The organism is Acidovorax facilis (assembly GCF_023913775.1).
GTDB lineage: Bacteria > Pseudomonadota > Gammaproteobacteria > Burkholderiales > Burkholderiaceae_C > Acidovorax > Acidovorax facilis.
The window spans coordinates 18,632-36,584 of the sequence record NZ_JAMXAX010000049.1 but is presented as its reverse complement, the minus strand read 5'-3'; the positions used below and the strand labels follow the sequence as shown (position 1 = coordinate 36,584).

Genomic DNA, 17,953 nt, shown 5'->3' with positions numbered 1-17,953 from the left:
CCGAGGCTGTGAGCCCCAGCCCGGCGAAGGACCGGAACACGATCCCGGCCAGCTGATTGAAGTTGCCCAGGATGTAGGCGAACGCCCCCACGTACAGCACCTTCTTGACCAGCCGCGCGATCACGTCCTCGCCCTGCCCTGACGCATGGCTCATGGCCCAGTACAGCCCCGCCAGCGTCACGTCTATCCCCACCAGCGTGGCCGTCAGGAATTGCACCTCGCCGCCCAGCAGCCCGAACCCCGAGTCGATGTAGCGCGAGAACACATCCAGAAAGCGGTCAATGACCGCGACGTCGTTCATGGCGCCTTGTCCTGCGCGGCCGATGCCTCGAGCGCGGGAGCCTGGGCCGGCGTATATGGCGTCCCGCCGCCCATGAAGCGCCGCCGCGTGGCCTCGGCCACCGCATTGCACTGTGCGTCGCCCACCTTGGCATGGTGGGCCTTGCACTGCGCACGCAATTCCTTGAGCCGCGCGGGATTGGCGACCAGGGACTCCACGGATTCGATGGGGACCGGCTTGCCGCAGCCGGCGAGCACCAAGGCGACAACGCCCAGAAGGAACAGCTTGTTCATGGCCTTCCCCTCATTGCCCGTAGAAGCCCACGGCCACCGGGGTGTAGGGCGTGCCCTCGCCCTGGAAGCGCCGGCGCACCTCGCGCGCCCGCTCCTGCACCGCCACCTGGCGGGCCTGTTCCAGCGCTGCGGCCCGGCCCTGGGTGATCTGCAGCTGCTGCGCCTGCATGGCCTGGCGCGACTGCAGCGCGAGCAGCTGGTTCGTGGCCTGCATCGCCTGCAGCGCGCCCACGGCCGACTGGCTCCGGTTCACCAGGTCCGTGAGCGTGCGCTCGTCGCTCGCGAAGTTGCGCACCGCCTGCGACTGCACCTGGGTGGCAGTGCGCAGCGCTTCGAGCGACTGCTGCCAGCGCTCGCGCGCATCCAGCGCCATCTGCCGGCCCGACACGGTGGCGGCGTACTCCTTCGGATAGAGCCGGCGGAACTCCGACTCCATGTGCGCCACGTCGAACGCCAGCCCCTGCGCCTGGCGGATGAGTTCGTTCGTCGCCGCCAGCGCCGCACGCAGCTCCCCCAGCGCGCTGTGATCCAGGCTCGCGAGATTGCGCGCCTGGTTCTGCAGCTGCTTGATCTGGTTGTTGATCTGCTCCAGCGTGCGCGCGGCCGTGAGCACGTTCTGCGAGTAGTTCGAGGGATCAAAAACGATGCGCCCGCCGCCCAGGAAGGCCTGGGCGGGCATGGCGGTGCCGAGGGCGAGCGCCGCGGCAAGCGCCAGCGCCGCCTTGCGGCGAAGGAACAGGGACTTCAAAAGCATGGCAGGACTCCTTCAGGTGGTTGGAAACGGTGGAAACGTGGGAATGAGTTCGGCGGCCCAGTCCAGGCCCCGGTGGCGCAGCCAGCCGGCCGCGAAGCCGGACGGCGTGCCAGAATCAACGAGGGACTCCTGGATCCGGTCCATTGCGCGTTGATCCTCGGGCGAGGACGCCCCCGCGAAGGCCAGCGCCACAGGCCCCAGCCCCAGGTCGAAAACCCGGTTGCCCAGCCGCGACTGGTAGTAGTAGTCGCGCTTGGGCGTTGCCTGGGCCACGATCTCGATCTGCCGCCCGTTGAGCCCGAAGCCCTCGTAGACCGCGCGGATCTGCGGCTCGAAGGCCTGCGGGTTGGGCAGGAAGATGCGGCTCGCACAGCTCTCCACGATGGCCGGCGCGATGCTGGAATCGCGGATGTCGGCGAGCGACTGCGTGGCGAAGACCACCGACACGTTCTTCTTGCGCAGCGTCTTGAGCCACTGGCGTATGCGCGCCGCGAACACCGGGTCGTCCAGGAACAGCCAGGCCTCGTCGAGGATCAGCAGCGTGGGCGCACCGTCGAAGCGCTCCTCGAAGCGCGCAAACAGGTAGGACAGCACGGCCAGCGTGGCCGCGCGGCTGGGCATCAGCTCCTCCATCTCGAAGCACTGCACGGGCGAAGACCCAAGCCGATCCACATCCGCATCGAGCAGGCGCCCATGCGCACCGCCCAGCACATAGGGCTGCAGCGCCTGGCGCAAGGCGTTCGACTGCAGCAGCACCGACAGGCCCGTGAGGGTGCGCTGCTCCAACGGGGCGCTGGCGAGGCTGGCCAGGGCCGACCACACGGCGTCGCGCTCGGCCGGCCCCACAGTCACGCCCTCGTGCGCAAGGCGCCCCTCGACCCACTCCGCCGCCCAGGCGCGGTAGCCATCCTGGTCGATACGCGCCAGCGGCTGGAATGCGATCCGCCCGTCAGGCCCGAGGTCGTAGTGCTCGCCGCCCAACCCCAGCACCGTGGCCCGCATCGGGCGTCCCATGTCGAAGGCCAGGACGCGCCCGCCCGGGTAGCGCCGGAACTGCAGCGCCAGGGTGGCCAGCAGCACCGACTTGCCCATGCCCGTGGGGCCAACCACCAGCGTGTGGCCCACGTCGCCGATGTGCGTGACCAGCCGGAACGGCGTCGCGCCGTCGGTGCGCGTCACGACCAGCGGCGGGCCATCGAGGTGCGCATTACGCTCCTGTCCCGCCCAGACGGCCGACACCGGCATCAGGTGCGCGAGGTTCAGCGTCGAGACAATGGGCTGGCGCACGTTGGCATACACATGGCCCGGGAGGGAGGACAGCCAGGCCTCGACCGCGTTCAGGGTCTCCGGGATGGTCACAAAGCCCCGCCCCTGGATGGTCCGCTCCACGGCCCGCAGCTTCTCGTCGGCGGCCGTGGCATCCGCATCGAACACCACGACCGTGGCCGTCACATAGCCAAACGCCACCTGGTCACCGCCCAGCGCCTGCAGCGCCGCATCGGCGTCATGCGCCTTGTTGGCGGCATCCGAATCCACCAGCGGGCTCTCCTGCTGGAACACAGTCTCGCGCAGCAGCGCCACGATGTTCTTGCGCTTGGCAAACCACTGGCGGCGCAGGCGGACCAGTTCCTTCTCCGCCTCGGCCTTGTCCAGGCAGAGAAAACGCGTGCACCAGCGGTAGCCAAAGCCCAGTCGATTGAGATCGTCCAGGATCCCCGGCCAGGTCGACGTCGGAAAACCCCGCACCGTGAGCACGCGCAGGTGCCGGTTCCCCAGCATGGGCGCGAGACCGCCCACCAGCGGCTCATCAGCCAGCAGTGCGTCCAAGTGCATGGGTACCTCAGGCACCGCCACTGCCTGGGAGTGCGTGGACACCGTGCCATGCAGGTAGGTCAGCGTCTGGCCATCAGGGAGCCAGCCCAGCTCCGGCACCACGCCATCGAGCAGGTCCAGGAAGCGCTCCGACTCGGCCACGAAGGCCCCCAGCCGTTCGTGCCAGTCCACGCCCTCGGCCTTGCGGTGCTCGTAGAGCAGGTTGCCCGCGCGCGAGCGCGCCTCCTCGGGCGGCAGGTACAGCAGCGTCAGGTGGTACCCGCTCTCGAAATGGCTCCCCGCCTCCTCGAAGGCGGCGCGCCGCTCCTCGTCCACCAGCCAGGACAGCGGCTCCGGGAAACGGGACCGTGGGTAGCCCGCCGCCTCGTGCCGCTCAGCCTCGACGAACAGCGCCCAGCCCGAACCCAGGCGCTTGAGCGCGTTGTTCAGCCGCGCCGAGGTCGCAATGAGCTCACCCGGTGTCGCACTGTCCAGGTCCGGCCCCCGGAAACGTGCCGTGCGCTGGAAGGAGCCATCCTTGTTGAGCACAACCCCAGGCGCGACCAGGCCGGCCCAGGGCAGCCAGTCGGCCAGCAGCGCGGGGCGCCTGCGGTATTCAGCGAGGTTCAGCATCGCCTGCCCTCCCCGCCCTACACGTCCAGCAGCGGCCGCTGCTTGATGTGGCGCGCAAACACCGGCATGAACTGCGGGTCCACGCGCGCGCCCCAGACCGCCAGCGTGTGCCCCGCGATCCAGAGCACCAGGCCCGGCACCCACAACTGCAGGCCCAGACCGACGGCAGCGGCCAATGTGCCATTGGCGATGGCCACGGTGCGTGGCGCGCCGCCCAGCAGGATGGGCTCGGTCAGCGACCGGTGCAGCGGCACCTCGAAACCCGGCGGCAGGCTGTGGGGCAGGTTCATGCCAGCACCGCCCCGCCCGAGAACGAGAAGAAGGACAGGAAGAAGCTCGACGCCGCGAACGCAATCGACAGCCCGAACACGATCTGGATCAACCGCCGGAAGCCTCCCGAGGTATCACCGAAGGCCAGCGTGAGCCCGGTGGCAATGATGATGATCACCGCGATGATGCGCGCCACCGGCCCCTGGATGGATTCCAGGATGGACTGCAGCGGTGCCTCCCAGGGCATGCTGGAGCCGGCGGCCTGCGCCGGAACCGTGAGGGCCAGCAGCAGGGCAGCCAGGGCCGCCGCCCGCAGGCACGGATGTACAGAAAGACGTGGATGCGTCATGAAGATTCTCCCTTGGTGGATGAAGTTGAAGATGGCGAATGCGATGCAACGACCTGCTGAATTGGCGGAAACGGCGGCCCGAGCGAGCCATCGAGCTGGTAGCCATCGCGGTCATGGCCAATGACGCGCACGATCTCGCGCACCCGGCGCGCATGGCCGCGCCCTGCAATAAAGACGATGACGTTGACGGCTTCCGCGATCAAGGCGCGCGGCACGGCCAAGCTGACCTCCTGCACCAGTTGCTCCAGCCGCGTGAGCGCACCCGCCGCCGATCCCGCATGCACCGTGGCGATGCCGCCCGGGTGTCCCGTACCCCAGGCCTTGAGCAGGTCCAGCGCCTCGGCGCCGCGCACCTCGCCAACCACGATGCGGTCGGGCCGCAGGCGCAGGGTGGCGCGTACCAGGTCGGCCATGGTGGTGACGCCCGGCTCGGAGCGCATGCCCACGTGGTCGTCGCTGCGGCACTGCAATTCCACCGTGTCTTCCAGGATCAGCACGCGGTCGCCGGTGTCGGCAATCTCGTCGAGCAGCGCATTGGCCAGCGTGGTCTTGCCAGTGCTCGTGCCGCCTGCCACCACGATGTTCAGGCGCTCGCGCACTGCGGAGCGAAGGAAGGCCGCTTGTTCCTCGGTCAGGATGCCGTCGTCCACGTACTGTGCGAGCGTCATGATGCGCAGCGCCCGCTTGCGGATCGCGAACGAGGGCGAGCGCACCACGGGCGGCAGCACGCCCAGGAAACGCTCTCCCGTCTCGGGCAGCTCGGCAGAGAGAATGGGCAGACCCGCGTGCACCTCGGCGCGCACATGGGCCGCCACCAGTCGGATGATGCGTTCAGCCACCGCCGCCGGCAGCGCAGCGCCGGTGGGCTCCCGGCCCGTACCCAGCCGGTCCACCCAGAGCGATCCGTCGGGGTTCAGCAGCACTTCGACCACCTCGGGGTCTTCGAGCGCGGCAGCGATCTCCGGCCCCATGGCGGTGCGCAGCATGCGAATGCGGCGCTGCGCGGGTTCGGCGGATAAAGGGCAGGAGCCGGTCATGCGCCGCCCTCCCCACCATCAGGCGCAACCGAAGCTACCGGAGCATCCCCATCCAGGGGACCGTTCTCCTCATGAATCTCACGCACCAGGCTGCGCCCGCGCTGGATGTGGCGGGCCAGTTGTTCGATGAACTGCGCATAGCGGGCGCGCCCCTGGGCGCGCAGGGCTTCCTGCTGCTGCTCGGGCACCGGCAGGGCCACGGTCAGGTAGTGGCGCAGGTACAGCGCCACGGTCTCGATCAGGATGGCCTGGTCGCGCTCCAGGCGCTCGAACTGGCGCGAGAGCCGGTCCAGGCGCTTGACCGTCGCCGCCTCACGCTGGTCCGTCGCATCCGGCGACAGGAAGGAGGCGAGTGCTGCTGCAATCACCGAGGACTTGGAGACACCCCGGTGAAGCGACAGGTCCTCCAGGCGCCTGGCGTGCTCGGGCTCGACGAAGATGTTCAGGCGGGCGCGCGTCACAGGACAATCCCGTCGTCAGGATCCAGGGCCGCCAGGCGCGCGCTGCGCACGAGCTGGCGGTCCAGGTCACGCGGCAGGAGGGACGCGCCGTCGTCATCGCGCTCATCCTCCAGCAGGATCAGGTCCTGCGCCCCGTCGTCGCGCGAAGGCACGAACGCGGCCTCCAGCTCCGGCTTGAGCTGGTGTCCACCCTCATCGGCCACACCACCCACACCACCGCCCATGGCGGCCGAAGCAGCCGCCAAGACCGGCAGCATGCTCCAGTCATCCGGCCGCCCCGCCGGGCGATCGGCATAGCCGCTGTCCGCCAGCTCGGGCGCAGTCAGCACCCTTACCAGGAAGTTCCGATCCTGGTAGTAGCGCAGCTTGCGCGCCCGGATGGGCGCGTGGCCCGAGACCATGACCACCGCATCGTCGGGCGGCAGCTGCATCACCTCTCCGGGCGTGAGCAACGGGCGGGCCGTCTCCTGCCGCGAGACCATCAGGTGGCCCAGCCAGGGTGCCAGCCGGTGGCCGGCGTAGTTGCGCTGGGCGCGCAGTTCGGTGGCCGTGCCCAGTGCGTCGGAGATGCGCTTGGCCGTGCGTTCGTCGTTGGTGGCGAAGGCGATGCGCACGTGGCAGTTGTCCAGGATCGCGTGGTTCGGACCGTAGGCCTTGTCGATCTGGTTGAGCGACTGCGCGATCAGGAAGGCCCGCAGCCCGTAGCCCGCCATGAAGGCCAGCGCCGACTCGAAGAAATCGAGGCGCCCCAAGGCTGGGAACTCGTCGAGCATCAGCAGCAGCTTGTGCCGGCGCTCGATGCCGTCGGAACCATCGAGCGACTCGGTGAGGCGTCGGCCGATCTGGTTGAGGATCAGACGGATCAACGGCTTGGTGCGGCTGATGTCCGAAGGCGGAACCACCAGGTACAGCGACACCGGATGTGCCGAGGCAATCAGGTCGGTGATGCGCCAGTCGCAGCGCGAGGTGACTTCGGCCACCGTGGGGTCGCGGTACAGCCCCAGGAAGCTCATGGCTGTGGACAGCACGCCCGAACGCTCGTTCTCGCTCTTGTTGAGCACCTCGCGGGCAGCGGATGCCACCACAGGGTGCGGTGCGCCACCCTGCTCCGCCAACAGGTGCGGCGTGGTCATCATGCGGTGCAGCGTCACCTCGAAGGGACAGGCTGGGTCGGAGAGAAAGTTGGCGACACCACGCAACGTCTTGTCCTCGCCGGCATAGAGCACGTGGAGGATGGCACCCACCAGCAGCGCGTGGCTCGTCTTTTCCCAGTGGTTGCGCCGCTCCAGTGCACCCTCGGGGTCCACCAGGATGTCGGCGATGTTCTGCACGTCGCGCACCTCGTGCACGCCGCGCCGCACTTCCAGCAAGGGGTTGTAGGCCGCAGAGCGTGCGTCTGTCGGGTTGAACAGCAGGCAGTGCGAGAAGCGCGCACGCCAGCCCGCTGTGAGATGCCAGTTCTCTCCCTTGATGTCGTGGACCACGGCAGAGCCGGGCCAGGACAGCAGCGTGGGCACCACCAGGCCCACCCCCTTGCCCGAGCGCGTAGGGGCGAAGGCCATCACGTGTTCCGGCCCTTCATGGCGCAGGTAGGCGCCGTCCCGGCCGGGTGCCCGGCCGAGGAACACGCCGGCTGAAGCGGTCAGCCCGGCCTTGTCGATGTCATCGCGTTCCGCCCAGCGGGCGGAGCCATAGGTGGTGACTCGCCGCGCCAGGCGCGAGCGCCACACCGCCATGCCGATGGCCACCCCGGTGGCAAGCAGGCCACTGGAAGCCGCGATGGCGCCGCCGCGCGAGAAAACCTCGGGCGCATAGGCGTCGTACCAGTACCACCACTCGAACAGTTTCCAGGGCTCATAGACCGGAAGCCCCGAGAGATCAAACCAGGCCACGCCCAGGCGCGGCTGGTAGCCCAACGCATGCGCCGTCCATTGCGTGGCCACCCACACGCCGCACACAGTGACACCCATGACGGCCGTGATCTGGCCAAACAGGATGCCGGTGTGGGCGGAGGATGCCCGCTCCTTGCCCGCCTCTGATCGAGATGCCATGCCCGCTTGTTCCTTCGGCGCCAACCTGCGCCATGCGCATGCGCACCCCGTGGCACGCATGGCGAGAGTCTGGAACCGATGCGCCGCGCGGCCCACCCATCCGGGCGTAGCGCAGCGCAGGCTGGCGGGCACGTCTCAGGACAACGCCGTTGGCTGGCTTGATTCAGTGGCCCAGGAACACGCTCCCGGCCTCCCCGAACGGGAGCATGTCCTGCAGATGGCCGAATGTCCAAGGCCGATGGCGCAGGCCCTGGGTGCAGCAGAACCCTGCTGCGTAACAGTCACATCAAAGTGCTGACATGGGTAAGGAAACGTTGCACCGGCTGGGACAATCCAAAGCGCTGGTGCTTGTACAACACATAGGTGGTGAAGTGAGCGGGTTCGGCCAGAGGAAGCACTACAACATCGCTGCGCTGCAGCGTCCGCATGTGGTCGGCATCTGCCACGCCAACACCCTGCCCCACAGCCACGCGGGTTAGATAGCCGGACAATGTCCGCGCCTCCGCCGCAATTACCGGGAACAACCCCTGCTGCCGCAGGATGGACGCTACCTGCTGGTACAGCCCCGGATGAAAGGCCGCCGTACAGGCAATGAGCGGGAAAGACAGCAGTTCGGTCCATGACACAGCCGTGCGCTCTGCCAGCTCATGCTCCGGCGAGACAATTGCCACCATGGGGCTGTGCCATGCAGGTTGCTGGGCAATGGCCTCGTCGTCCTGGAGCCCGAAGGAGAAACCGACATCCACCTCCTCGTTGCGCAGCGCGACCAATAGCTCCGCAGCATGCATTTCTGTGAGTTCCACAGAGACGTCCGGAACAAGCTGCCTCCAGCGGCTCAAGCACTCTGCCAGCCGTGGCTGCACCGTGCTGTCATCCACACCTATGCGCAAGGGCTCCCGATAGCGAGCATCAACGGCCCGTACCGCACGCCTGGCACGTTCCAGCCGAATGAGCAGGCTGCGCGCGTGATCAAGCAGCTTGGCCCCTGCTGGTGTGAGTTCCAGCCTGCGTGGAGCCCGTATGAAGAGTGTCACGCCCCACCGGTCCTCCAGATCGCGGATAGTGCGTGACAACGGGGTCTGATCAATGTGCACGCGCTCGGCGGCACGGCGGAAGTTGAGTTCTTCAGCAACAGCGATGAAATAGCGCAGATGCCGTAGTTCGATCATTCAGAAAGATGCAATGCAAGTCAGCGTCACATCCGCTCAAAGATTGCCGCAATACCCTGGCCGCCGCCAATGCACATGGTCACCAGTGCGTAGCGGCCCTGAATGCGCTGCAGCTCGTGGATGGCTTTCACCGTGATCAGCGCACCCGTGGCACCAATGGGGTGACCCAGCGAAATGCCCGAACCGTTCGGGTTGACCTTGGTCGGGTCCAGGCCGAGTTCCTTGCTCACGGCGCAGGCCTGGGCAGCGAAGGCTTCGTTGGCTTCGATCACGTCCATGTCATTGACGGTGAGGCCGGCTTTCTGCAGTGCCAGGCGCGAGGCCGACACCGGGCCGATGCCCATGATGTTAGGATCCACGCCAGTGTGGGCGTAACCCACCAGGCGCGCCAGCGGCTGGGTGCCACGGGCCTTGGCCGCACCGGCCTCCATCAGCACCACGGCCGCGGCGGCGTCGTTGATGCCCGAGGCGTTGCCCGCGGTCACGGTGCCGTTTTCTTTCACGAACACCGGCTTAAGCTTGGCCATGTCTCCGAGCTTGCAGTTGGGGCGGAAATGCTCGTCGGTGGCGTAGGCCAATTCGCCCTTCTTGCTCTTGAGCATGACGGGCACGATCTGGTCCTTGAAGTACCCGGCTTCGGTGGCGCGTTGCGCGCGGTTGTGGCTCTCCACGGCCAGTGCATCCTGCATCTCACGCGTGATGCCGAACTTCGCGGCCACGTTTTCGGCCGTCACGCCCATGTGAATGTTGTGAAACGGGTCGTGCAGCGCACCGATCATCATGTCCACCATCTTGGTGTCACCCATGCGGGCGCCCCAGCGCATGTTCAGGCTGGCATAAGGTACGCGGCTCATGTTCTCGGCGCCGCCGCCGATGGCGATGTCGCAGTCACCGAGCATGATCGCCTGGCTGGCCGAAATGATGGCCTGCAGGCCCGAGCCGCACAGGCGGTTGACGTTGAAAGCGGGCGTGCCTTCGGCGCAACCGCCGTTGACCGCGGCGACGCGGGAGAGGTACATGTCCTTGGGTTCGGTGTTGACCACGTGGCCGAACACCACATGGCCGACGTCCTTGCCGTCCACGCCGGCACGCGCCAGCGTTTCCTTGACGACCAGGGCCGCCAGTTCGGTGGGCGGCGCGTCCTTGAGGCTGCCGCCGTAGGTACCAATGGCGGTGCGGGCGGCACTGACGACAACGACTTTACGGGGATTTGCTTTTTTGCTCATACGGGCCTCATTTCTCAAATTTTGCATAGCTCGGACTTCGAGCAGGGCATTTCTCAACACAGCCATTTCTGGTACCTGACGCCCTAATGGCCGGCACCATGTAATCGAAAGCGCCGGGCCTGGATCTCCCAGCCTTCGTGTTCGATGTCCGTAGCAGATCGGATCGGAACGCGCTGGCTCAACCAGCAGCGGGTGGGCAATCCCCAGTCGGTTGCGCTGACGCGCAGTGCCGCCATATTGCTGCTGAAATCGCTGAGCAAAGCCCGGATAGAGGACTCCTGTTCGGGCGCCAGGTCTCGGACGATGAACACCAGACGGCTGTGGCCATCGTCAAACGCGCTGTCACGTGGCCAGGCGGCCAAACGCACCGGGGGATAGGCCACATCCTGCACGCACTGCACCACCTGAGGTTGCGCCTCGTCTCCGGCCACGCGCATCAGGCCTTTGACACGCAGCAGGTTGGCGGCATAAGCGCGCAGAACGTTGCCCATCGCCAAAGAGAACCCAAGCCAGGCGATGGGCCTATCCCAGGTGATGACGAAACTCCGCACGCGCGTCGAATGGTGGCTGCTGCGGCGACGGGTCCGCAGGTAGTGACCGTCGCCATTGACCAGGTCAATAGCGTTTTCATCCAGCGCGAAAAGGCCCGATGGGCCATGCCGTGCGATCTCGGTACCCAGCCAGGCCTGCAGGCTCGACGCCACGTCCGCACGGCCGTAGACCCCACCGGACGCCATCAGCGTGGCGAGATCGGCAATACCGTTGCGCACCAAGACCTGTTCGGCCTGCGGATTGAGCGCTTTCAAGGCCGCTTCCAGTTGTTCCCGTTGGATCGAGGAGGCCTGATCGCATTTGGTGATCAGCAACCGATCAGCCGCAACCACCTGGCGCTGACTCTCCGGATGTTCATCAAGTTGCAGCAAACCCTGTGTCGCCGATACTGCGGCGATCACGGTGTCACACCGATACCGGGCACAGACAAAGGGCTCCTCCATCAGTGTGTACAACACCGGCACCGGATCGGCCAGTCCGGTGGTTTCGATCACCACACGTGAAATAGGCGCGATCTCGCGGCGGGCCATGCGGTCGGACAGCTTGCGGAAGGCGGCAACCAGGTCGCCTTGAACGGTACAGCACAGGCAGCCGGAATCCAGCAACAACATCTGGTCGCTGACGGTATCCACGAGGTGATGATCGATGCCGACCTCACCGAATTCATTGACCAACACCGCCACACCCGCCATGCCAGGCTGGTGCATCCAGTGGTTGAGCAAGGTGGTCTTGCCGGCCCCCAGGAAGCCGGTTAGCAAGGTGACGGGAATGCGGTCAACCGGACCTTGTTGGGCATGTGAAGTCGTTTCAGTGGTCTTGTTCATGAAGGCAGTTCCTGTTCGGTTGGCATCAATGCACCGACACGAGTTCGAGCAACTCGTGCGCGCCCGCGACCGAGGCCATTCCTGCGCCCATGAGCGCAAGCTGTTGAACCGTGGCGCCCAGACTCGGGTGGCGGTGCAGGCTGGGGATCAGGTCCGCCATGGCCACATAAGTCATGCTCGCGCAGGCCAGCGCCAGACACACCGGCACGGCGCCATCCATCAACGGCAAGGCCAGCCAGGCCAGTCCCGCGCCCAGCGTCATGGCCAGGCTGGACAGCAGGTTGAAGGCCATGGCCCGACGGCGGCTGCAACCCGCATGCAACAGAACGACAAAATCACCCAGCTCCTGGGGAATCTCGTGGGCCACGATGGCCACCGCGGTCACCAGTCCCAGCGAAACATCCTGCTGGAAAGCGGCGGCCACCAGGATGCCGTCGACAAAGTTGTGGAAGGTGTCGCCCAGCATCATCAGCAGGCCACCGCGACCGACTTCCACATCCCCACGGCCTTGGTGATGCCCGTGAACCACGCTCGCATCGGACGCGGCCTGACCATGGTCGTGATGCCAGATGACGAGCTTTTCAAGCAGGAAGAAAGTGACGATGCCGGCCAGAACCAGGGATGTGGTCTCTTGTGCATTCCCCGACTCATGGATGGCTTCGGGCAAGACGTTGAAAAACGCAGCAGCGAGTAGCGCACCGGTCGCGTAGCTGACCAGCCGGGACAGTGTGCTCCTGCTCATGGAAGCGGTGGTCAGCAGCGCCACGCCGACGGACAAGAGCCCGCCAACCAGCGTGGCCAGCAGACACAAGGTCAGCGGTGTCATGCCGCACAGGCCCGCAGGTGGGCCAGTTGTTCCAGCACGGCTTCTGGCTGCTGCTGCGGGTTGATCTCGACAAAATGGAACTGCTCCTGTGCGAGCGGCCCCACGTAGGTCCCCATGGCAAATGCCGCGCTGTCGTCACGCCCGAAGGCGCTGTGGCCTGGCCGTTCGTTCCCGTCACCAATCACCGCGGCAAAGCCGTCGAAGACCTCGGGGGGGCAAGCGCACGCCCGATGGCAGACGCAGGGCTAGTGACCAGCGGTAGTGCCCCGCGACATTGAGCACGGATCGGTAACGTTCGATGTGCGCGGCCTCCAACGCCTGGTCGTCCCTTTGTTCCTCCAGTAGCAGACCGGCCACCGGAAACGCGGAGACGGAACGGATGAGGTCGGCCACGTACATGGCCGCGTCCTCCACCGTGTCCGCGTCGATCTCGTCGTCGGTACCACCGGCCAATCGGTTGGCGTGCAACAGCCAGGCGCGCGGCGAGGGCATGGACAGCACCAACGGGGTTTGACCCCGCAGGTGCGACAGCACGGCCGTCACCACTTCGGCCAGCATCGCCTTGGGTGCTTCCGATTCCAGCAACTTGCGCAAGGCCGTCGCTGGTCGGCGGCGGTTGCCCAGACGAGCCGCCAGGCCGCCATCGCGAGCACACCAGGCATCGATCAGCTCACCCACTTCGACCACCGCCACATCGGGCCGCAGCAGACCATGGGCCTGGACGAAGTAAGCCAGGTAACCGGCCGCATTCTCCCAGGGATCGGCCTGCTCCGAGCCGAGCAGCAGGCGCCGGGTATAGGCCGAAGACTTCAGCCACAAACGCACGGCGCCTGCGCTGGCTGAGTGCGGCAGCATCTCAGCCAGCGTGCTCATTGCTTTTCGTCCTGCAAAACACCCGCGGCGGCCAGTCTGGCTTCCAGCGCTTCGATGCGGACATCCTTCGGGTGTCGCATGTAGTTGGGTTTGGGTTCGTTGGCCTTGCGCGTGATGTCAGGACTTCCCACGTAGAGCGTGTCGACGTCGTCACCCCAGCAGCCGAAGTACTGCATGTTCGACGGCGGCTTGGGCTGGTTCCAGGTCTTGACGAACTCCTTGAAGGGGACGCTGCGCGCGATGCGCGCCTTGCGCTCGGCGTCGCGCGCCGCTTGCGTGGCCTCTTGGTTCACCGCCAGCGTGACCGGATCGAACTTGACTTTGTAGAGGCGCTCGGCCACCCCGGGCGACATCAGGCCGTCTTCGATGTCCTTGATCACACCCGCGGGATCGCGTTCCAGCAGGTCACCGTAACCAGCACCAGCGCCCTGTGAAATCATGAACAGATCGCCGCGCTTGGAGATCTCGAAGCCCATGCCCATGTGGTGGGTGGTGTAGCGGGCCCCTTCAAAGGGGCGCTCGTTCATGAGCTCTTCGATCGAGTGCTTGAACTTGTGCGGTTCGTTGAGCAGCACGTCGTACACGTCCACCCCCTCGATCTTGCACAGCGGATAAGCACCGCAGGCGTAGCCACCAAACAGCCCCTGGATGGGCGGGAACTTCGCGCCCTGGCACACCGTCATGAAGCCCCACTGCTCGCTGTCCTTGGTGGCCACCATCATGGTGTAGCCCTGACCGCCGCGGTACTTGCCCGGAGCAATGGCATCGCGCGTCATCTTCTTGGAGACGAGTTGCAGGAAGGGCACTTCCTCTTCGTTGAGCTCCTGCTCGCCGATGTCGGCCATGGTGGCAAAAATCGGCGCCAGCGCGTGCTCACCGTCTCGGTCCACGGTGGCGCCCGCACCCATGCCGTTGAGGTCGGCACACAGGTTGCCCAGCGTTTCACCATGCTGGCTGACCCCACCCCAGATGAAGGTGTTGATCATGTTGAAGGTCGGTGCATGGACCTTGGTGTACTTCTCCGGGCAGCTGTACAGGAACTTCGCCACCGCGTGCTGGCCGGCGGTGAAGCCGGTAAAGATCGACATCAAGCTCTGGGAATTGGGTGCGTCGTAAGAGCAGTTGACGATCGAGTGCGGATCGGTGATCACTTCGATGGGGGCAAACGCTGCCTGGCCGCGTGGCAGATCCGGCCATACGTAGCACAGGAACACCTGCGCGAGCATGCCCTTGAGGCCGGCCACAATGGTGTTGGTGGCGCGGTTGGTGAACTCCGGGCTGGAGCCGCGGAAGTCGAAGATCAGCCGGTCTCCGGTTTTAGTGAGCTTGCAGTTGATCTTCACCAAACAGTTCTCGCGCAGTGTCGAGTCCTGGATGATGTAGGTACGAACCGTCATGTCGGGCCATTCGCTGATGCGGCGTTTGACCTCGGCGCGCACGTTCTCCATCGTCGTGCGAAGGGTGGACACCAGAGCCTGAGGACCGTCGGTGTTGAGTGTCTCTTCAATCCGCTGCTTGATGCGCAGGCAGGCGAACAGCTTGACTTTCATGTCCTCGTATTGCAGCTTGGGCTCGCGCACCGAGTTCTGCAGGAAGGTCAGCACGTCGCGCTTGATCTGGTAGTTCTCCACCACCTTGAAGGGCGACATCTTCAGACCCTCGTCACTGGGGCTCTCGGCCATGGAAGGCATGCCGCCCGGCTCAATCGCGCCGTTCTCGCCTTCGTGCACCGTCGAGGCCACCCAGCACACCAGCTTGCCCTCGTGAAAGATGGGCACGATCATGCTCTGGTCGGTGTTGTGCACGTTGCCGTAGCGCGAGTCGTTGTGGATGAAGCCGTCGCCCTCGCGCACGCCCACGGTGGGGTCGTTGATCCAGTTCTTGATGATGAACTTGATGGGGTGGTGCACCAGGGCCGAGAAGATCAGCACGCCGCCGGCACTGGCAATGGCCAGATCGCCTGAGGCCGAATAGACACCGGTGATCACATCACCCCATTTGGCACCCGGCGCGGCGCCCATCTGCTCCACCATCTCATAGCCTTCATCGCAACCGGCCTGCAGCCGGTCGCGGATCTTGGCGATGACGTGCGCGTCGTTCACTTGGCGGACCGCAGCATCTTCCTCTGGGGTGCGGGGCATCAGGTCGTGGTTCTGCATGATCTCGGGGTCGGGACCGAGAAACAGCGTGGTGTCGTTGAGAAACTTGTTGATCAGCGCGACTTCGTCGGCGCTTGGTGTCTTGCCCCGAATGGGCTGGTTCAGATCGCTCATGGTTCTGTCCTTCAAATTCGTTGATCGATGGGGGGGGCGGTGGGCGCTCAGGCGCGCAGGAACCAGGACGCTCCCTGGCGCGCGGCGACGAAGTTCCACCCCGGGTTCACCAGGAAGGTCGTGACTTCGGACGCGACAATGGCCGGCCCCGGGATCTGCACACCCGGCTCGATGGCGGCCCGGTCCCAGACGGGGGTGTCGAAGGCTTCCTTGTGACCTACAAAGTGGCACTTGCGTGTGCTGGCGGGGGTTGGCGGCGTCTTGCGCTTCTCCGGTGGCACGGGCTTGATGTCTTCGAACTGCACCGTCTCGTGGCGCACAAAGGCCGCCACCCGGATGGTGTTGATGCGGATGCCCGCTTCCGGCGCCTGCGAGCCCTCGCCGAAGCGCTTGCCGTAGTCGTTGGAGAACTGCGAGATCAGGGCTAGCACATCCGCCGGACCGTTCACGTCGTGTTTGGGAATCACGGCCGTGGTCTGCACCAACTGGTTGCCGTAGCGCATGTCCAGCTCCAGGTTGTGGCAGATTTCTTCCCGTGTCATGCCCTGACGCAACAAGTCCTGCGTGCCCAGTTCCTTCAGCTCGGCCACGATGCTGTTGAAGCGGTCGTAGTCATCGAACAGGTGGCGTGTGTTCGAGTCGTACAACACCATGTAGAGCGACTGCTCGTGGATGTGCAGCTGGTGCATGTTGCCAGCGCCCACCGCGGAGAACACCGAGGACAGGGGTGGCGCCAGGATTTTGTCGATCGACAGGTTCTGTGCGATCCCGCAGCAGTGCAGCGGGCCGTTGCCGCCGTAGGCCAGCATGGTGAAGTCCTTGGGATCGTAGCCGCGTGCGCGCAATTCGGTGAACAGCCCGTTGGCCATGTTGTCATCGACCTTCTCGCGAATCAGCAGCGCGGCCTCGATCACGTCGCAATCCAGGTCATCGCACAACGTGTCTTCGATGGCCGCCTTGGCACGGCGCGGGTTCAGCGGGATCGACCCCCCCGCGTAGTTCTTGGCATCCAGATAGCCCAGCAACAAGTCGGCATCGGTCACGGTCGGCTTCATGCCTCCGCGGTCGTAGCAGGCCGGTCCGGGGTCCGAGCCCGCCGACTCCGGGCCGCACTTGACGGTGTTGTACATGCGGTCGTAGGTGGCCACCGAGCCACCGCCCGCGCCCAGCGTCACCAGGTGCACCATGGGCACAGACACCAGCCAGCGGTCGATCACCGGGTTGAAGTCGTAGTGCTTAACCCCACCGTCCACCACGATGCCGATGTCGTAGCTGGTGCCACCCATGTCGGTGGCCACCACGTTGCCCAGACCGATCTGCATGGCAAGGTGTTCGGATGCACCGATGCCCGAAACCGGGCCGGAGTGGATGGTCTGCAGTGCGTCGGTGGAATTGAGCTGCGCCATGCCGCCCGAGTTGTGGATCACCAGCATCGGCTTGTCGTAGCGGTGCGCGCGCAGGTTCTGTTCCAGCGCCGAGAGCGCGTGGTACATGGTCGAGTGCAGGTAGCCGTCGACGATGGCCGAGGTGGCGCGCACGTATTCGCCCTTGCGCCCCGCCACCTGGTGCGACAGGATGACCGGAATCGCGCCCAGCAAGTGTGACGGGTATTCCTCCAGCAGGATTTCCTCAATTCGCTGCTCGTGCAATGGATTGACCACCGCGTTGACCAGCGCCACTACGATGATCTCGGCGCCCTTGTCCACCAGTGAACGGATCTGGGAGCGCACGTCCTCCTCGTCCAGCGGCATCACCAGCTTGCCCTGAAAATCCACGCGCTCGCGCACACCGCGGATCATGTGCGGCATCACCAGCGGGTCCGGGCGCTGGGCGTTGGGCATGTCCTGCTGGCCCAAGTTGTCCAGGCCTTCGCCATAGCCGCGAGCCCGGCTCAACGGCACCGTGGCTTCAAAGCCTGCCGTCACAAGCATGCCGATCTTCGGTCCTTTGTGCTCGATCAGGGCATTGGTGCCCAGGGTGGTGGCGTAGCGCACCGAGTCCACGCCGGACAGGATGTCCTCCAGCTCGACCTTCAGCACTTTACAGGCCTTGCCCAAGGCTTCGTTGAAGCCAAGCGCCAGGTTGTGGTGGGTGGTCAGGGCCTTGGCCTCGATGTACTGGCCATCCCAGACCACAAAACAGTCGGTGAACGTTCCACCGATATCGACAGATACACGCCTCATGCTATCTCCTCAAATGGGTATGAATACCGGCGAGCGCTACCCCGGCGGTGGGCCTGTGCCCACGCCTGTGTTGCGGCTTGCCCAGCC

The 17,953-nt window shown here is 65.7% G+C and carries 16 protein-coding genes; all 16 read right to left on the bottom strand.

The window, feature by feature from the left end; translation table 11 throughout:
* Nucleotides 1-301: type IV secretion system protein (locus NFX52_RS15095; RefSeq protein WP_252635705.1), on the bottom strand; the 301-nt coding region annotated here is incomplete at its 3' end.
* Complete coding sequence (locus tag NFX52_RS15090) at nt 298-573, bottom strand: EexN family lipoprotein (protein WP_252635704.1); 276 nt, start codon at nt 571-573, stop codon at nt 298-300. The genes NFX52_RS15095 and NFX52_RS15090, both read right to left, overlap by 4 nt.
* Nucleotides 574-583: 10 nt before the next feature.
* On the bottom strand, nt 584-1,327 hold the full coding sequence (gene trbJ, locus NFX52_RS15085; protein WP_252635703.1) for a P-type conjugative transfer protein TrbJ: 744 nt from the start codon (nt 1,325-1,327) through the stop codon (nt 584-586).
* Between the two features lie 12 nt (nt 1,328-1,339).
* Nucleotides 1,340-3,772 carry a conjugal transfer protein TrbE gene (gene trbE, locus NFX52_RS15080; protein WP_252635702.1) on the bottom strand — a complete coding sequence of 811 codons (2,433 nt, stop codon included), beginning with the start codon at nt 3,770-3,772 and terminating at the stop codon, nt 1,340-1,342.
* A gap of 17 nt (nt 3,773-3,789) precedes the next feature.
* Nucleotides 3,790-4,062 carry a VirB3 family type IV secretion system protein gene (locus NFX52_RS15075; protein WP_055403010.1) on the bottom strand — a complete coding sequence of 91 codons (273 nt, stop codon included), beginning with the start codon at nt 4,060-4,062 and terminating at the stop codon, nt 3,790-3,792.
* On the bottom strand, nt 4,059-4,391 hold the full coding sequence (locus NFX52_RS15070; protein ID WP_055403009.1) for a TrbC/VirB2 family type IV secretion system protein: 333 nt from the start codon (nt 4,389-4,391) through the stop codon (nt 4,059-4,061). Before NFX52_RS15070 ends, NFX52_RS15075 begins: the two co-directional genes overlap by 4 nt.
* The gene (gene trbB / locus NFX52_RS15065) at nt 4,388-5,428 is read right to left on the bottom strand and encodes a P-type conjugative transfer ATPase TrbB (protein ID WP_055403007.1); all 1,041 of its coding nucleotides are present in this window, start codon (nt 5,426-5,428) and stop codon (nt 4,388-4,390) included. Before trbB ends, NFX52_RS15070 begins: the two co-directional genes overlap by 4 nt.
* Entirely contained in the window at nt 5,425-5,889 is a 465-nt protein-coding gene (locus tag NFX52_RS15060; protein WP_252635701.1) for a CopG family transcriptional regulator, read from the bottom strand. Before NFX52_RS15060 ends, trbB begins: the two co-directional genes overlap by 4 nt.
* Nucleotides 5,886-7,940 carry a conjugal transfer protein TraG gene (locus NFX52_RS15055; RefSeq protein WP_252635700.1) on the bottom strand — a complete coding sequence of 685 codons (2,055 nt, stop codon included), beginning with the start codon at nt 7,938-7,940 and terminating at the stop codon, nt 5,886-5,888. The genes NFX52_RS15060 and NFX52_RS15055 overlap by 4 nt, the downstream gene beginning before the upstream one ends.
* Nucleotides 7,941-8,221: 281 nt before the next feature.
* Complete coding sequence (locus tag NFX52_RS15050) at nt 8,222-9,109, bottom strand: LysR family transcriptional regulator (protein WP_055395302.1); 888 nt, start codon at nt 9,107-9,109, stop codon at nt 8,222-8,224.
* A gap of 26 nt (nt 9,110-9,135) precedes the next feature.
* Entirely contained in the window at nt 9,136-10,335 is a 1,200-nt protein-coding gene (gene bktB, locus NFX52_RS15045) for a beta-ketothiolase BktB (protein WP_055395300.1), read from the bottom strand.
* 83 nt (nt 10,336-10,418) lie between these two features.
* Nucleotides 10,419-11,711 carry a CobW family GTP-binding protein gene (locus NFX52_RS15040; RefSeq protein WP_055395298.1) on the bottom strand — a complete coding sequence of 431 codons (1,293 nt, stop codon included), beginning with the start codon at nt 11,709-11,711 and terminating at the stop codon, nt 10,419-10,421.
* A 25-nt stretch (nt 11,712-11,736) separates the two neighbouring features.
* Entirely contained in the window at nt 11,737-12,537 is an 801-nt protein-coding gene (locus NFX52_RS15035) for a ZIP family metal transporter (RefSeq protein ID WP_055395297.1), read from the bottom strand.
* A gap of 174 nt (nt 12,538-12,711) precedes the next feature.
* Entirely contained in the window at nt 12,712-13,410 is a 699-nt protein-coding gene (locus NFX52_RS15030) for a hypothetical protein (RefSeq protein WP_252635699.1), read from the bottom strand.
* On the bottom strand, nt 13,407-15,683 hold the full coding sequence (locus NFX52_RS15025; RefSeq protein ID WP_055395292.1) for a hydantoinase B/oxoprolinase family protein: 2,277 nt from the start codon (nt 15,681-15,683) through the stop codon (nt 13,407-13,409). The genes NFX52_RS15030 and NFX52_RS15025 overlap by 4 nt, the downstream gene beginning before the upstream one ends.
* Nucleotides 15,684-15,730: 47 nt before the next feature.
* Nucleotides 15,731-17,866, bottom strand: coding sequence for a hydantoinase/oxoprolinase family protein (locus tag NFX52_RS15020; protein ID WP_055395290.1), 2,136 nt, complete (start codon nt 17,864-17,866; stop codon nt 15,731-15,733).
* Nucleotides 17,867-17,953 lie beyond the last annotated feature (87 nt).

Bases quoted from the DNA above. Each gene is read 5' to 3' on its own strand.
- NFX52_RS15040 (WP_055395298.1), bottom strand. From the start codon at position 11,711: ATGAACAAGACCACTGAAACGACTTCACATGCCCAACAAGGTCCGGTT.
- NFX52_RS15025 (WP_055395292.1), bottom strand. From the start codon at position 15,683: ATGAGCGATCTGAACCAGCCCATTCGGGGCAAGACACCAAGCGCCGAC.
- bktB (WP_055395300.1), bottom strand. From the start codon at position 10,335: ATGAGCAAAAAAGCAAATCCCCGTAAAGTCGTTGTCGTCAGTGCCGCC.
- NFX52_RS15055 (WP_252635700.1), bottom strand. From the start codon at position 7,940: ATGGCATCTCGATCAGAGGCGGGCAAGGAGCGGGCATCCTCCGCCCAC.
- NFX52_RS15035 (WP_055395297.1), bottom strand. From the start codon at position 12,537: ATGACACCGCTGACCTTGTGTCTGCTGGCCACGCTGGTTGGCGGGCTC.
- NFX52_RS15090 (WP_252635704.1), bottom strand. From the start codon at position 573: ATGAACAAGCTGTTCCTTCTGGGCGTTGTCGCCTTGGTGCTCGCCGGC.
- NFX52_RS15070 (WP_055403009.1), bottom strand. From the start codon at position 4,391: ATGACGCATCCACGTCTTTCTGTACATCCGTGCCTGCGGGCGGCGGCC.
- NFX52_RS15050 (WP_055395302.1), bottom strand. From the start codon at position 9,109: ATGATCGAACTACGGCATCTGCGCTATTTCATCGCTGTTGCTGAAGAA.
- trbB (WP_055403007.1), bottom strand. From the start codon at position 5,428: ATGACCGGCTCCTGCCCTTTATCCGCCGAACCCGCGCAGCGCCGCATT.
- NFX52_RS15020 (WP_055395290.1), bottom strand. From the start codon at position 17,866: ATGAGGCGTGTATCTGTCGATATCGGTGGAACGTTCACCGACTGTTTT.
- trbE (WP_252635702.1), bottom strand. From the start codon at position 3,772: ATGCTGAACCTCGCTGAATACCGCAGGCGCCCCGCGCTGCTGGCCGAC.
- NFX52_RS15075 (WP_055403010.1), bottom strand. From the start codon at position 4,062: ATGAACCTGCCCCACAGCCTGCCGCCGGGTTTCGAGGTGCCGCTGCAC.
- trbJ (WP_252635703.1), bottom strand. From the start codon at position 1,327: ATGCTTTTGAAGTCCCTGTTCCTTCGCCGCAAGGCGGCGCTGGCGCTT.
- NFX52_RS15030 (WP_252635699.1), bottom strand. From the start codon at position 13,410: ATGAGCACGCTGGCTGAGATGCTGCCGCACTCAGCCAGCGCAGGCGCC.